Source organism: Yokenella regensburgei, from assembly GCF_051486985.1.
Taxonomy (GTDB): domain Bacteria; phylum Pseudomonadota; class Gammaproteobacteria; order Enterobacterales; family Enterobacteriaceae; genus CBFFRJ01.
On record NZ_JAHVDV010000027.1, the window covers coordinates 22,647 to 36,833 of the forward strand.

Below are 14,187 nucleotides of genomic sequence, written 5' to 3' on the forward strand. Positions count from 1 at the left end.
AGCTCCCGCCCGGTTAACGTCCACCCATAATGGCAATATAATCCTGGGTCCAGCGGCTGTACGGTACATACTTGCCGCCCTCAGCGGTCGGGGTCTTCCAGAACGCGATCTTGTCAAAGAAGCTGTAACCGTTGGTTTCACATCCTTTTTCCCCCAGCAGTTCGCTGGCTTTGCACCCCTGTGGCACCACCGGCAGCGAGCCGAACCAGGCGGCAACGTCCCCCTGCACTTTCGGCGTCAGCGACCAGTTCATCCACTTGTAGGCGCAGTTAGGGTGTTTGGCCTGAGCATGCAGCATGGTGGTATCCGCCCAGCCGGTGACCCCCTCTTTCGGGAACACGGTAGCAATCGGCTGTTTTTCTGCTTTGAGCGCATTGGCCTGATAGGGCCAGGCGCTGGAGGCGACCACCCCTTCGTTTTTAAAATCACTCATCTGCACGGTAGTGTCATGCCAGTAGCGGTGAATCAGGCCATGCTGAGCGCGCAGCACGTTGAGTACCGCCTGATACTGGGCTTCAGTGAGCTGGTAAGGATCTTTAATACCTGACTGCGGCTGGGTTGCTTTCACAAACAGCGCCGCATCAGCAATATAGATAGGGCCGTCGTAGGCCTGAACACGACCCTGATTGCTCTTGCCGTCCGGCAAATCCTGTTTCACAAAAATCACTGCCCAGCTGTCCGGCGGTGTCGGGAAGGTGTTGGTGTTATACATCAGCAGATTTGGCCCCCACTGGTAGGGTGTGCCATAAACCTTGCCGCCTACGTTAAACCATTCCCCTTTTTCAATTTGCGGATCCAGGGTCTTCCAGTTGGCAATGAGCGCGGTGTTTATCGGCTGGACGCGTTTGCCCATGATCAGGCGCAGCGAGGCGTCACCAGAGGCGGTCACCAGGTCATAGCCGCCTTTCGCCATCAGGCTTACCATCTCATCGGACGTGGCGGCGGTTTTTACGTTGACGGCACAACCACTCTCTTTTTCGAAGGCCGTCACCCAGTCGTAGGCCTTATCGGTTTGGCCCCGCTCGATGTATCCCGGCCAGGCGATAATATCCAGCCGCCCTTCTCCTTTGCCAATTTCTGTCGGTTCAGCAGCCTGTGCAGTTGCGATGGTCATGCCCAGCGCACCAAGGCAGCTCAGGGCAAATTTCTTGCTCATACGTTTTACTCCTGTCGCAATGAAATGAGCGGCCGCCCTGCCGTAAAAATATCTCCTGTTTTAAAAGTAGACGGCTGCCTGACGCGCCGAACCCCACCCGCGAGAAATTTCGCGATGTTGTGACCGGTAGCGCACTGCCTTAAGGGATGAAGCCTCAGGTGGTCCGTCTTTTGGAGTATAGACAACAGGTTAGCGGGGAAAAGCACTGCCTGTGAGCTATGCGAATTTCGTATGAATAGGTTAGTGGGGAGTAAAGAAAATAATGAAGCGCTTCTTTATTTTTTATTCTGCTTATTTCTGAATAAAGAAGAACGCATTGTGAAAATAAGAAGCATGCCGGACAGTTTTATTCCATCATTTCCTGAATAAGCGCTGCTAATAACATAATTCCCCGCTCTTCGCGCTCCCCCCATTGCCACGAGGTATTGAGGCGGAAAAAGGGGGTGGGTTCACGGGCAGTTGAGAACATTTTACCGGGTGCAATGCTGACCTGATGAGCCAGCGCACGCTCACTCAGCGCTCCGGCATCCAGGGGGGCCGGTAATTCCAGCCATAAAAAATAGCCACTTTCGTTGCGATGGATTTTGACTTCCGCCGGAAGATGACGCAACAGCGCCTGCCACGCCTGCTGTTTACGTTCTGCAAGCGCTCGCCGCAAACGTCGCAGGTGAGTGTCGTAGCGTTGCGTATCCAGATAATCGACCAGTGCCATCTGGATAGGCGAACTGGTCGAAAGCGTGCTCATCAGTTGTAACTGCTGGATGCGATGGGCATGTTTACCCGCCGCCACCCAACCGATGCGAAACCCCGCCACCAGGCATTTAGAAAATGACGAACAATGCAGTGTCATATCGCTGGTATCCCATGCCTTTGCGGGCAGCGGTTTTTCCCGACCATAATAGAGCTCGCTGTACACATCATCTTCTATCAGCTTTACGCCATGTTCCGTCAATAATGAAACCAGACGCGCTTTCTTTTCCGGACTGAGGGTAAATCCCAGCGGATTCTGGCTGTTTGGCATCAGCCAGCAGGCTTTGACCGGGTAGGTTTTCAGCGCGTCTTCCAGAGCTGCCATATCAATACCCTCATGGACATCCGTTGGCACGCTCAGCGCCTTTAACCGCAGCCGCTCAAGCGCCTGCAGTGCGCCGTAGAAACAAGGGGTTTCTACGATGACCCAGTCGCCGGGCTCGGTGACAGCCTGCAGGCTGAGGTTCAGCGCTTCCAGCGCCCCGGCAGTGATAACAATCTCATCAGCAGGAATTTTCATCCCCTGCTGCGCATAGCGGCGTGAGATAGCCTGACGCAGCGCTGCATTCCCCGGCGGCAGATTTTCAATAATGCTGACCGCAGTGGCGCTCTTGCTGACGTTGGCAAGCGAGCGGTTAAGTTGCTGCAACGGAAAGAGCCGCGGGTCAGGAAAAGCGGAACCGAACGGCAGAATCGAGGCATCCCGGCTCGCCTGCAGGATATCGAAAATGTAAGTGTTAATATCGACCGCTTCGTCGCGCTGCACCTGAGCTGCGGGCGCGGGCTGCGGGCGATGCGATCGCGGCGCAACATAGTAACCGGACTGGGGACGCGCGGTGATATAGCCCTGGCTTTCCAGTAACTGATAGGCATGGCCGACGGTCATAAAGCTGTAGCCGCTGCTTGCGACCTGCTCACGCAGGGATGGTAGCCGCTCACCGGGACGCCAGGCCCCCAGCTCAATTTGCTCAATTATCTGTTGTGCCAGCCGTTGATATTTTTTCATCACCCTCTTCCTGCCCCGGTACGATCATATCAGGTGCCTTAAAATAGCAGAATTCAGGAAACTGTTATGGTTAAATTTCACATTATTGCCTCTGACAGTTCGTTTTTTGCCGTTTTACCATAACAGGTACAGCGTTTGACTTTGAGGTTGTGCATGTTTGGTCTTGATGCGTTTCACCTGGCAAGGATCCAGTTTGCGTTTACTGTCTCCTTCCATATTATTTTCCCGGCGATCACTATTGGCCTTGCCAGCTTTCTGGCGGTGCTGGAGGGCTTATGGCTAAAAACCCGTAATCCTGTCTGGCACTCTCTTTATCACTTCTGGGCAAAAATTTTCGCCGTTAACTTTGGCATGGGCGTGGTGTCAGGCCTGGTGATGGCCTATCAGTTTGGTACGAACTGGAGCGGGTTTTCACAATTTGCCGGGAGCATAACCGGCCCGCTACTCACCTATGAAGTGCTCACTGCATTCTTCCTGGAAGCGGGTTTTCTTGGCGTAATGTTATTTGGCTGGCGTAAGGTCGGGCCGGGATTACACTTTTTCGCGACCTGTATGGTGGCGCTGGGAACCCTGATTTCCACCTTCTGGATCCTCGCCTCTAACAGCTGGATGCAGACCCCTCAGGGCTATGAGATTGTTAACGGGCAGGTTGTCCCTGTGGACTGGTTTGCGGTGGTCTTTAACCCTTCGTTCCCGTACCGCCTGTTCCATATGTCGATTGCCGCTTTTCTCAGTAGCGCGTTGTTCGTTGGAGCCTCTGCCGCCTGGCACCTGCTGCGCGGCAACAGTACCCAGAGCATCCGAACAATGTTTTCTATGGCGCTGTGGATGACCCTTATCGTTGCCCCTATCCAGGCGATGGTCGGGGATATGCATGGCCTCAATACCCTTGAACACCAGCCGGCGAAAATTGCCGCGATTGAAGGCCACTGGGAGAATGTACCTGGTGAACCCACCCCTCTGCTGCTGTTTGGTCTGCCCGACATGGAGCAGGAGCGTACCCGCTACGGACTCGAAATACCTGCGCTTGGCAGCCTGATCCTTACGCATAGTCTGGATAAACAGGTTCCGGCGCTGAAGGAGTTTGCCAAAGCAGACCGACCGAATTCCACCCTCGTATTCTGGTCGTTTCGCGTGATGGCGGGACTCGGCATGTTGATGATTTTGCTGGGCCTGATGGCAGTATGGTTGCGCTATAAACAGCGTCTCTACCGCTCGCGTCCTTTTTTATGGTTTGCCCTGCTGATGGGGCCATCCGGTCTAATTGCTATCCTTGCGGGCTGGGTAACCACCGAAGTGGGACGCCAGCCCTGGGTGGTGTATGGCTTACAACGCACGGCAGACGCCGTTTCTGCTCATGGCGATCTGCACATGAGCGTGAGTTTGCTGGGTTTCATCCTCGTCTACACCTCGGTGTTCGGTGTTGGCTACAGCTACATGGTGCGGCTGATTAAAAAGGGGCCACAGGAAGACGAGTCCTACCCTGACGAGAACGATGGCCGCCCCGCCCGACCTCTCTCGGCCGCTGGCCCTGACTTTCTGACCCAGGAGAAGCCGTAATGGGTATCGATCTTTCACTTATCTGGTTTGTAATCATCGTATTCGCCACGCTGATGTATATCGTCATGGACGGGTTTGACCTCGGGATTGGCATCCTTTTTCCGCTGGTAAAAGGCGCAGAGGATCGTGACGTTATGGTTAACAGTGTGGCACCAGTATGGGATGGCAATGAGACCTGGCTGGTGCTGGGAGGCGCTGCGCTTTTTGGCGCGTTTCCACTGGCCTATGCGGTGATCGTTGATGCGCTGACGATTCCGCTCACCTTAATGTTGATTGGGCTCATCTTTCGTGGCGTCGCCTTTGAGTTCCGCTTTAAAGCGACCCCTGCTCATCGACCTTTCTGGGATAAGGCATTTATGGGCGGATCGCTCCTGGCAACCTTCACGCAGGGCATAGTGGTCGGCGCGGTGATCAATGGGTTTCCGGTTGTTGCACGCACCTATTCGGGCGGCCCGTTTGACTGGCTGACCCCTTTCACCCTCTTTTGCGGCCTTGGCCTGACGGTGGCTTATGCGCTTTTAGGGTCAACCTGGCTTGTGATGAAAAGCGAGGATCGCCTTCAGGTAAGCATGCGCCATCTCAGCAGGAAGCTGCTGATGGTGTTGCTGGGGGTTATTGCGATCATCAGCCTCTGGACGCCCCTTATTCATCCTTCCATCGCCGGGCGCTGGTTTAGTCTGCCGAACCTCTTCCTGCTGCTGCCTGTCCCCGTGCTGGTTGCGGTGTTGAGCCTGTGGCAGTGGCGTACGCTTTACGATGCGAAGCATCACCATCTGCCTTTTGTTCTCACGCTGGGGCTGATTTTTCTCGGCTTTACCGGGCTTGGGATCAGTATCTGGCCGCATATTATTCCGCCAGCGATTACGCTCTGGCAAGCGGCGGCACCTGCGCAAAGTCAGGGTTTTATGCTGGTCGGCGCGTTGTTAATTATTCCCGTGATCCTGGTCTATACCTTCTGGAGCTATTACGTCTTTCGCGGCAAAGTGCAACACGGGGAGGGTTATCACTGATGCATCACTCTCTCTGGTATCGCCTGTTATGGCTGGTCATAATCTGGGGCGGTAGCGTGATGGCGCTGGCGCTGGTCGGGCTCTTCTTTCGTGTACTGATGGCGTCGGCGGGGTTCAGGGCGCATTAGTCCGGCGTTGCTGCACTACAACGAGAAACGGCAGCCCAGGCTGCCGTTTCTTTTAATTACCCACCCTTACGCTTAGGCAGTGTCTTCATCAACTCTTCCGGGCTGACCGACGCCACTACGCTTCCCGGCAACGGCATTTTCAGAATATGATTTTTAATTTTCCCAACTACGTGCATTTCGCACGGACGACAGTCAAATTTAAGCGTCAGTACCTCATCGCCATGCACCAGCTGCATCGGCGTGGCCTTCCAGCTTTTGATGTTACCTTTTGCCTGTTTCGGGCAGAGATTGAATGCAAAGCGCAGGCAATGCTTGGTGATCATCACCGGGACATCGCCCTTCTCTTCGTGCATTTCAAACGCGCCATCAATGAGTTTTACACCGTACTGCTGATAAAACTCACGCGCTTTGTGGTTGTAGACGTTGGCTAAAAACGTCAGGTGGGTATCCGGGTAGACCGGCGCGGGCACGGAAACAGGTTTACGGGTGCCGCGCCGGTAATTCGCCAGCCGGGCCTCGTCCAGCATCTCAACCGCTTCACGGCGCAGCTGATTCAACAGGCTGTTGGGCACAAAGAGCGCACCCGGCAGGTTGATGTCGATCTGGCGAGCATAAAAGAGAGTTTGCCCCAGTTTTGCCAGCCCCTCTTTCAGACTGTTTCGCGCTTTCTCCGCGTTGGTCGCCTCGTCAAACTGGCCATCGAGCGTATGCGTAATGGTAACGCCCTCTTCACTGGTCAGCGTCAGTACCAACTGCTCTTGCCACCCGCTGAGTGCAATATCCAGCGCAATGCGGCGCTCGCTCGACGTTTTGGTCAGCGCCTGTTGCCAGTTGTGGTCAAGGTTACGGTTGAGGGGATGGTTCGGGCGAACCTTGTACATGTCAGCCGGCATTTCATTGGGCCAGACGCGATAACGGTTTTCACCCGTCTTTTCGACGGTATTGGCACGAAAGCCCACAACTTCTCGCTTAATCAGCACGTTGAGGCCATCGCCGTTAGCCAGCGGCTCGGTGACCTGCACGTCAAGATGATCTTTGGTCACTTTCAGGACTTCGCCAACAGGCAGGCCAACAAATTTTGGCGAGTCAAAGGCACCGATGTCCCCTTTACGCGCATTGACGAAATAGTCGGTGCTGCCGCGATGGAAGGTTTTATCCGTTGAGGGGATAAAGAAGTGCTCGGTACGCCCCGCCGAGGATCGCGCTAAGTCACCGCGATCCTCAATAATAGCGTCGAGCATCTGGCGATAGTGAGCAGTGATGTTTTTCACATAGCTCATGTCTTTGTAACGCCCTTCAATCTTAAAGGAGCGCACACCGGCATCGATGAGTGCGGCCAGGTTTTCACTCTGGTCGTTATCTTTCATCGACAACAGATGCTTTTCGTAGGAGACCACGCGGCCCTGATCGTCTTTCAGGGTATAGGGTAGTCGACAGGCCTGCGAGCAGTCACCACGGTTAGCGCTGCGACCGGTCTGAGCATGCGAAATATTACACTGCCCGGAATAGGCCACGCACAGGGCGCCGTGAATAAAGAACTCAATGGTGGCATCTGTGGCCTGATGGATTTCGCGGATCTGATTCAGATTCAGCTCGCGCGCCAGCACAATCTGGCTGAAGCCAACATCCGAGAGGAATTTAGCTTTTTCAACGCTGCGGATATCACACTGCGTACTGGCATGCAGTTCAATGGGTGGGATATCAAGCTGCATGACCCCCATATCCTGCACAATCAGCGCATCGACGCCGGTTTCATAAAGCGACGTTATCAGCTTACGGGCAGGTTCCAGCTCATCATCATGCAAAATAGTATTCAGGGTGATAAACACCTTCGCGCCATAGCGATGGGCAAAGGGCACCAGCGCCGCGATGTCCTGCAAGCTGTTGCTGGCGTTATGGCGGGCACCGAACCCTGGTCCACCAATGTAAACCGCGTCCGCCCCGTGCAGAATAGCTTCGCGAGCGATCGCGGCGTCACGGGCAGGGCTTAAAAGTTCAAGATGCTGGGTTGGCAGGTGCATACAGTCGTTGTTATCCATGATGTGCAAAATGGCGGCTATTGTAGTCAGTTCCCTGCTGTTTCACCACCTGCACCAGAAGCCATTTTTCGTATGGCGGCAAAGGATTGACGAAATTGATATTTTCCAGCACCGCTCGTTGAATTTATCCTTGGTTCATTACGCGAAAATCTTCTCAGGCGCCACGGTAACGGGTGGCCGTATGAAGATGAAACGTAATACGGATATTTCCTCGTCACGTTGTACGTTGTGGTTAATCGTCGTCGTTCTTTGCCGCAGGCTTGCTTGCGGCTTTTTCTTTTGGGTAGTGGATAAGCGAGTGGAAATGGACGGTATGGGCGGAGCTATTGCGGTAGGCATGCGGCCTGTCACCGGCGAAACGCACCCCCGTTCCGGCTTTGAGCACCTTCCACTGCCCTTCAGTACACAGATCAAGCTCACCGGCAATCACCACGACGTGCTCAATCACCCCTTGCTCATGGGGCGTGGATTCACTGCGGGCCCCCGGTGCCAGGGTGATGGAAAAGTGATCGAAGCGCAGAACCTCGTCCCAGGGAAACAGGGGGGTAATCACCATCGCCTGTTGATCCGGATCGTAGGTCGTAGGCATATCATCTTCAGGCGGCGCGATAAAAGCAGAAAACGGCACGTTCAGACCCGTGGCTATCTTCCAGAGCGTGGCAACCGTCGGGCTGGATTCATTACGCTCAATTTGCCCGAGCATCGCTTTCGAAACGCCTGTTTCTTCAGCCAGCCGGGAGAGACTCCAGCGGCGGGACTGACGCAACGCTTTCAGCGTAGCCGCCAGATAACGCGTCGATTCCATGATATCTCCTCTCAGACGTAGCTCGTCTCGCTTGTGCGCTATAGCGCACAATGATAATTTTAACGGATGTTATAACGCACAAGGATAGCCGTATGCGCGTCTCATCGTTCCCCTTTACTTCCCTTCTGGCCGGATTTGTCGCCGTCCTCGTTGGCTACGCCAGTTCCGCGGCCATCATCTGGCAGGCCGCGGCTGCCACGGGGGCAACGCCCTCGCAGATTGCGGGCTGGATGACCGCACTCGGTATCGGTATGGGGTTCAGTACTCTCGCGTTATCGCTCTGGTATCGCATGCCGGTCCTTACCGCCTGGTCAACGCCGGGCGCAGCCTTACTGGCGACCAGTCTGGACGGTTTGTCTCCCGGCGAGGCCGTCGGCATCTTCATTTTCGCCAATGCGCTGATTGTGCTTTGCGGCATAACGGGCCTGTTTGCACGACTGATGAAAGTCATTCCTCATACGCTTGCCGCTGCGATGCTGGCGGGTATCCTGTTGCGTTTTGGTCTTCAGGCCTTCAGCAATGTACAAGATAACGTGGTTATGTGCGGCAGTATGCTACTGGCCTGGCTTATCTGTAAAGCGCTGGCGCCTCGCTATGCCATTGTTGCGACAATGATTATTGGCGCACTGGTTGCCGGGTTAAATGGGCATCTTGCCACAGAGCATCTCACCCTCTCGCTGGTGGTGCCTGAATTCACGCGTCCGGTCTTTAATCCGGCCTCCTTGCTCAGCATTGGTGTCCCCTTTTTCCTCGCTACGATGGCGTCACAAAATGCCCCCGGGTTTGCCACTATGCAGGCAGCGGGTTACCGGGTTGCGGTTTCGCCATTAATGATTTTTACCGGTGGCGTGGCGCTGCTGCTCTCGCCGTTTGGGGTCTACTCCATTTGCATTGCGGCGATCACCGCTGCCATCTGTCAGAGCCCGGAAGCGCATCCTGATGCGCAACAACGCTGGAAGGCCGCCGTGGCGGCGGGAGGATTTTACCTGCTGGCGGGCGTCTTTGGCGGTTCCATCACCTCCTTGCTGAATGCCCTGCCAGTAAGCTGGATCCAGACGCTCGCCGGCGTGGCGCTGTTGGGGACGATTGGCGGCAGCTTATTTCAGGCGCTGGCACATGAGAAAGAAAGGGACGCTGCGGTGGTCACCTTTCTGGTTACGGCAAGCGGCATCACCCTGCTGGGCGTGGGTTCGGCGTTCTGGGGACTGGTGGCGGGCGGTATCTGTTATGTCGCCCTGTCACGGACGCGTCGCACGTAATTGCGACGGCGTTACGCCATATACCGCTCGGAAACGGTTACTGAAGTGGCTCGGCGAACTGAAACCGCAGGCCATCGCAATCGCCGTCAGCGAGAGCTCGCTGTTTAATAATTGTGTTTTTGCCTGCGCCATGCGCCGTTGCATCACGTACTGATGCGGTGCCAGCCCCATCGACTGCCGGAACATGCGGGCAAAGTGGTATTCGCTGAGCGCCGCCTGTTCTGCCAGATCGGCGAGCAAAAGCGGCTGGGAAAGATGTGCTTCAATCCAGTCCACTACATGGCGTAACACTGCCGGCGCCAGACCGCCCTTTACGGTCGGTAACTGCCATTGCACGCTGCTGTAGTGCTGGATCAGGTGCGTTAACAGCAAGGTTGATGCCGTGCTGAAGGTCAGCTGGTTGGCTTTCTGATGCCAGTTACTGCCCAGTAAGAACTGGCGATACAGCAGCGTGATGCGTTCATCCTGAGCAAAGGTTTTTTCATCAAGGGTAAAAGCGGCCGGGCTGCGGTCCCAGATTCGTTCCCCGATATCACGCAAATGCGCGTCGGTGCAGTACAGGTGGACAAAGGACAAGTCATCACGAATGTCCCAGCTTGATTCGCTCTCCTGAGGCAGCAGGCAAAACCGGTCGGGCCCACCGCCATTCTTCCAGCCCGATGCGGTTTTATGGTAGCTCTCATACCCGTCAGCCACATACAGGCTCAGGGTATGGTGATCGCAGTACTGCGTAATGTTATCGCGTTTATTTGACCAGGCCGCCAGTTGAATACCAGAGTGCAACGCCACTGAATCATGCAGGACGGCATTATGATGTTTAAGATTTTCAAAGGCCTGATAGCTCGGTGACATAAACGCACGTAACAAAAAAGTAACCAGAATTGCAGTCTATGAATTCCTGCTGTGCGATGCCAGCCTTTCTCTAAAAAAGCGCAAGAATTTGCAAGTGGTGGCGGGCTTTATGCAAGCCCGGACGGCAGATTGCCGCGACACTAACGACTGGTCTGGTTTAAAAGGTAAAACAATGAACGCATTTTTATATTGTCTGGTGGTGGTTATCTGGGGAACAACGTGGATTGCGATATTCCTGCAACAGGGAACCGTTCCGGCACCAGTGTCTATCTTCTGGCGCTTCGCGCTGGCCACCGCCACCATCATGCTGGTGCTGCTCGCCCTGCGCCGGCTGCGTAAACTGGCGCTACAGGACCATCTGTTCTGTCTGCTGCAGGGCTGCTGTGTATTCGGCTTTAACTTTCTCTGCTTTTATACGGCAGCGGCATGGATCAATACCGGGCTGGAGTCGGTCATTTTCTCCATGGCGGTGCTGTTCAACGCGGTAAACAGTTTTCTGTTTTTTGGCCAAAAACCCCCTGCTCGTTTTTACCCGGCCGCTGCGCTCGGACTTATCGGCATGGTGACGCTGTTCTGGGAGGATTTGCGGGCCAGTGGGATCAGCAGTTCGCTGCTGATGGGTGTCGGTCTGTCGATGCTCGGCACCTTTGGTTTCTCACTGGGTAACATGCTGAGCATGCGCCATCAGCGCAAAGGGCTGGAAACCATGACGACCAACGCCTGGGCGATGTGTTATGGCACCCTCATCATGGGGTGTATTGCACTGGTACGGGGGGACAGCTTCATGCCTGAATGGACGTTCAGCTATCTGGGCGCGCTGGTCTATCTGGCTCTCTTTGGTTCCGTGATTGCGTTCGGTGCCTATTTCACGCTGGTGGGCAGGATAGGTGCCAGTAATGCGGCCTACAGCACCCTGCTGTTTCCTCTGGTGGCGCTGAGTTTTTCCACCCTTTATGAAGGCTATGTCTGGCACGCTAACGGCATTATGGGGCTGGTGTTAATCCTGACCGGTAACCTGGTGATGTTTGCCAGACCGGGAAATCTACTGTTACGCCGACGGGTTGCATAAAGGAGAGCGCCATCCGCAGGGATGGCGCAAAACATATCACTTCTGCTTCACTTCAAACATTTTTGCATCCAGTACCATGTCATCAATTACGTTTTTCAGCGTATCGACGGTCATTGGTGCATTTTCATTACTCAGATTTTTACCTTCAGCCTGACGAACGACCTTCACGACCGGCTTATTGGTTTGGGCATCAATCAATTCGCCTTCGAAGAAGAGATGCGTTTCCATAGTGCGGTGTCCTGTCGCCGCCTGCGTACCGGCAACAACCATCATCACCGGCAGCACTTCATAGAACTGCATCCCTTCTTTATTGCGATCAACACCGGTAATCGCACCACGGAAGATGAGGCTGTGCGCGCCCGGAGAGGTTACCAGCGGTTTGCGTTGAGCCGCAGCGGCTTTCAGTTTGGTATTGGTATAAGTGAGAATACCATCCAGAGTTTGTTGAGAAACCTGCGCTGTGGGTTTCGGCACCGGATAATAGGTGACCGGATGATAAACAATGCTGTCGTATTTACTTTCGTCAAATGACGGGTCAACCCAGCGTAGTACGGGCTTACCGTTGGCGGAGGTCGTTTGCTGTAAGCCTGAATAATCCTTTAAGAAACCGGAGTATTGTTCCGGTTGAGTCACTTTTGAGCCGCAGCCTGCAAGCGCGAGCAGCCCGGTAAGCACTGCAACTTTATATACAGTACGCATGGAAGGTCCTTTTTTGAGTGTGTAGACGCCATAAATGTTATAGCAAACAGGCGAGTACAATGCTGCTGAAAAAAAACCGCCACGCTCAACTTTCAGAAAATTAATATATTTATTTGTTGTATGTTTCTTTATTAACGCTGCCGATGCCCTGGTGGGCACCGGCAGCGTTAGCTTATTTATTAACATCTACCTGATAGAAAATATGTTTACCAAAGGGGTCGACTTCATATCCGGTGACCTCTTTGCGAACCGGTTCGAATATAGTGGAGTGAGCAATCATGACGGCGGGCATTTCGTCATGCATCATCTGCTGCGCTTGTTTGTATAACGTCACGCGCTTGTCATGATCGGTAATGGCTTTTGCCTCATTGATAAGCTTATCAAAGGCCTGATTACACCATTTTGCCGAGTTTGAACCGCCGTCTGCCGACTGGCAGGTAAACAGTGGACCAAAGAAGTTATCCGGGTCGCCGGTCGCCGTGGTCCAGCCCATGAGGGCGGCCTGGTGCTCACCGCTTTTTACCCGTTTTAAATATTCACCCCATTCGTAGGTGACGACTTTTGCATTGACTCCCACTTTCGCCCAGTCTGCCTGAATCATCTCCGCCATGCGTTTAGCATTTGGGTTGTAGGGGCGCTGAACCGGCATAGCCCACAAATCGATGGTCGTGCCCTCCGGCAATCCGGCTTCTTTCAGCAACGCTTTCGCTTTCTCGGGATCGTAAGGATAATCCTGCAATTCGCTGTCAGCGCTCCAGACACCCGGCGGTAAAAGATTTTTTGCCGCCGTGCCGGTCCCCTGGAAAACCGCGTTAATAATGGCCGGTTTGTTGATGGCCAGCGCCAGTGCCTGGCGCACTTTCACGTTGTCCAGCGGGGCTTTTTGCGTATTGAAGGCGAGGAAACCAGTGTTCAGTCCGGCTTTGCTCATGAGCGTTATATCTTTGTTTTCTTTCAGCCGTGGTAAATCAGCCGGATTAGGGAATGGCATAACCTGACATTCGTTTTTCTCAAGCTTCGCCACACGCACTGAGGCATCCGGGGTAATACTGAACACCAGGCGATCAATCTTCGCTTTGCCCTGCCAGTATTCAGGGAAAGCGGTAAACAGAATGCGGGAGTCTTTCTGGTACTGTGCCAGCTTAAACGGCCCGGTCCCGATCGGTTCCATATCCACCTTTTCAGGTGTTCCGGCTTTTAGCATCGCATCCGCATATTCCGCCGACAATATAGAGGCGAAATACCAGGCCAGGTCCGGTACAAAAGGCGCTTCCGGGTGGGCCAGGGTGAAGCGCACGGTATTATCATCGACCTTGTCAATCGCGGTAATCAGCTTGCCGAACTCAAGGCTTTCGAAGTTGGAGTAGTTACCGTTAGAGACATTGTGATACGGGTGTTTAGGGTCTTTCTGACGCATGAACGAGAAAATGACATCATCGGCATTAAAATCCCGCGATGGCGTAAAGAATTTATTGCTCTGGAACTTCACCCCTTTACGCAAATGGAAGGTATACACCTTGCCGTCTTCGCTGACGTCCCAGCGTTCTGCCAGGCTCGGCTGAAGGTCGGTTGTGCCGGCTTTAAAATCCACCAGCCGGTTGTAAACCGGTACGGCACTGGCATCCACGCTGGTGCCCGAGGTGTAAAGCTGCGGGTTGAAATTTTCCGGACTTCCTTCGGAGCAGTAGACCAGTGTTTTCGCTGCCACAGAGGAACTCACCGCTAATGCCATCAGGGTCAATGCAACTGTTGTCTGTTTGCGAGTCATCTTTTTTCCTGTCGTTTTTTGTCCATGTGCCAAATAGTGCTTGTCGTTTTCCCTTCCATAAATAACATTAAAGTAATATTGCAAGC

At 54.1% G+C, this 14,187-nt stretch carries 12 protein-coding genes; 5 read left to right on the top strand and 7 right to left on the bottom strand.

From position 1 onward, the window contains the following. Positions 1-13: 13 nt before the first annotated feature. Positions 14-1,156, bottom strand: a complete 1,143-nt coding sequence (gene ydcS / locus KXR87_RS17540; protein ID WP_437433496.1) for a putative ABC transporter substrate-binding protein YdcS — start codon at positions 1,154-1,156, stop codon at positions 14-16. Between the two features lie 346 nt (positions 1,157-1,502). After that, entirely contained in the window at positions 1,503-2,912 is a 1,410-nt protein-coding gene (locus KXR87_RS17545) for a PLP-dependent aminotransferase family protein (RefSeq protein ID WP_437433497.1), read from the bottom strand. A gap of 153 nt (positions 2,913-3,065) precedes the next feature. Between KXR87_RS17545 and KXR87_RS17550 the strand changes: the two genes are divergently transcribed. From KXR87_RS17550 to KXR87_RS17560, 3 genes are read left to right on the top strand one after another with little or no spacing between them, the layout of a single operon-like run. Then, the gene (locus KXR87_RS17550; protein ID WP_437433498.1) at positions 3,066-4,472 is read left to right on the top strand and encodes a cytochrome ubiquinol oxidase subunit I; all 1,407 of its coding nucleotides are present in this window, start codon (positions 3,066-3,068) and stop codon (positions 4,470-4,472) included. Then, entirely contained in the window at positions 4,472-5,482 is a 1,011-nt protein-coding gene (cydB, locus tag KXR87_RS17555; RefSeq protein ID WP_437433499.1) for a cytochrome d ubiquinol oxidase subunit II, read from the top strand. Before KXR87_RS17550 ends, cydB begins: the two co-directional genes overlap by 1 nt. Further along, positions 5,482-5,610, top strand: coding sequence for a DUF2474 domain-containing protein (locus KXR87_RS17560; RefSeq protein WP_437433500.1), 129 nt, complete (start codon positions 5,482-5,484; stop codon positions 5,608-5,610). Before cydB ends, KXR87_RS17560 begins: the two co-directional genes overlap by 1 nt. Positions 5,611-5,666: 56 nt before the next feature. On the opposite strand, the gene KXR87_RS17565 is transcribed toward KXR87_RS17560, so the two are convergent. Further along, positions 5,667-7,631 (bottom strand): peptidase U32 family protein, encoded by a 1,965-nt coding sequence (locus KXR87_RS17565; RefSeq protein WP_437433501.1) that lies wholly within the window; start codon positions 7,629-7,631, stop codon positions 5,667-5,669. 250 nt (positions 7,632-7,881) lie between these two features. Beyond that, positions 7,882-8,454 carry a helix-turn-helix domain-containing protein gene (locus KXR87_RS17570; protein ID WP_437433502.1) on the bottom strand — a complete coding sequence of 191 codons (573 nt, stop codon included), beginning with the start codon at positions 8,452-8,454 and terminating at the stop codon, positions 7,882-7,884. A 92-nt stretch (positions 8,455-8,546) separates the two neighbouring features. On the opposite strand from KXR87_RS17570, the gene KXR87_RS17575 reads away from it, so the two are divergent. Continuing rightward, complete coding sequence (locus KXR87_RS17575; RefSeq protein ID WP_437433503.1) at positions 8,547-9,713, top strand: benzoate/H(+) symporter BenE family transporter; 1,167 nt, start codon at positions 8,547-8,549, stop codon at positions 9,711-9,713. On the opposite strand, the gene KXR87_RS17580 is transcribed toward KXR87_RS17575, so the two are convergent. After that, positions 9,693-10,565, bottom strand: coding sequence for a helix-turn-helix domain-containing protein (locus KXR87_RS17580; protein ID WP_437433504.1), 873 nt, complete (start codon positions 10,563-10,565; stop codon positions 9,693-9,695). The genes KXR87_RS17575 and KXR87_RS17580 overlap by 21 nt on opposite strands. A gap of 172 nt (positions 10,566-10,737) precedes the next feature. On the opposite strand from KXR87_RS17580, the gene KXR87_RS17585 reads away from it, so the two are divergent. Continuing rightward, positions 10,738-11,634 carry a DMT family transporter gene (locus KXR87_RS17585; protein WP_437433505.1) on the top strand — a complete coding sequence of 299 codons (897 nt, stop codon included), beginning with the start codon at positions 10,738-10,740 and terminating at the stop codon, positions 11,632-11,634. Positions 11,635-11,670: 36 nt separating this feature from the next. On the opposite strand, the gene KXR87_RS17590 is transcribed toward KXR87_RS17585, so the two are convergent. Together KXR87_RS17590 and KXR87_RS17595 are read right to left on the bottom strand one after the other, a co-directional pair. Then, positions 11,671-12,333 (bottom strand): DUF3313 domain-containing protein, encoded by a 663-nt coding sequence (locus KXR87_RS17590; protein WP_437433506.1) that lies wholly within the window; start codon positions 12,331-12,333, stop codon positions 11,671-11,673. Positions 12,334-12,505: 172 nt separating this feature from the next. After that, complete coding sequence (locus tag KXR87_RS17595) at positions 12,506-14,101, bottom strand: ABC transporter substrate-binding protein (RefSeq protein WP_437433507.1); 1,596 nt, start codon at positions 14,099-14,101, stop codon at positions 12,506-12,508. Between the last annotated feature and the right edge of the window lie 86 nt (positions 14,102-14,187).

What these genes read in the sequence shown, in the direction of transcription:
- ydcS (WP_437433496.1), bottom strand. Translation starts at nt 1,156, where the DNA reads ATGAGCAAGAAATTTGCCCTGAGCTGCCTTGGTGCGCTGGGCATGACC.
- KXR87_RS17545 (WP_437433497.1), bottom strand. Translation starts at nt 2,912, where the DNA reads ATGAAAAAATATCAACGGCTGGCACAACAGATAATTGAGCAAATTGAG.
- KXR87_RS17550 (WP_437433498.1), top strand. Translation starts at nt 3,066, where the DNA reads ATGTTTGGTCTTGATGCGTTTCACCTGGCAAGGATCCAGTTTGCGTTT.
- cydB (WP_437433499.1), top strand. Translation starts at nt 4,472, where the DNA reads ATGGGTATCGATCTTTCACTTATCTGGTTTGTAATCATCGTATTCGCC.
- KXR87_RS17560 (WP_437433500.1), top strand. Translation starts at nt 5,482, where the DNA reads ATGCATCACTCTCTCTGGTATCGCCTGTTATGGCTGGTCATAATCTGG.
- KXR87_RS17565 (WP_437433501.1), bottom strand. Translation starts at nt 7,631, where the DNA reads ATGCACCTGCCAACCCAGCATCTTGAACTTTTAAGCCCTGCCCGTGAC.
- KXR87_RS17570 (WP_437433502.1), bottom strand. Translation starts at nt 8,454, where the DNA reads ATGGAATCGACGCGTTATCTGGCGGCTACGCTGAAAGCGTTGCGTCAG.
- KXR87_RS17575 (WP_437433503.1), top strand. Translation starts at nt 8,547, where the DNA reads ATGCGCGTCTCATCGTTCCCCTTTACTTCCCTTCTGGCCGGATTTGTC.
- KXR87_RS17580 (WP_437433504.1), bottom strand. Translation starts at nt 10,565, where the DNA reads ATGTCACCGAGCTATCAGGCCTTTGAAAATCTTAAACATCATAATGCC.
- KXR87_RS17585 (WP_437433505.1), top strand. Translation starts at nt 10,738, where the DNA reads ATGAACGCATTTTTATATTGTCTGGTGGTGGTTATCTGGGGAACAACG.
- KXR87_RS17590 (WP_437433506.1), bottom strand. Translation starts at nt 12,333, where the DNA reads ATGCGTACTGTATATAAAGTTGCAGTGCTTACCGGGCTGCTCGCGCTT.
- KXR87_RS17595 (WP_437433507.1), bottom strand. Translation starts at nt 14,101, where the DNA reads ATGACTCGCAAACAGACAACAGTTGCATTGACCCTGATGGCATTAGCG.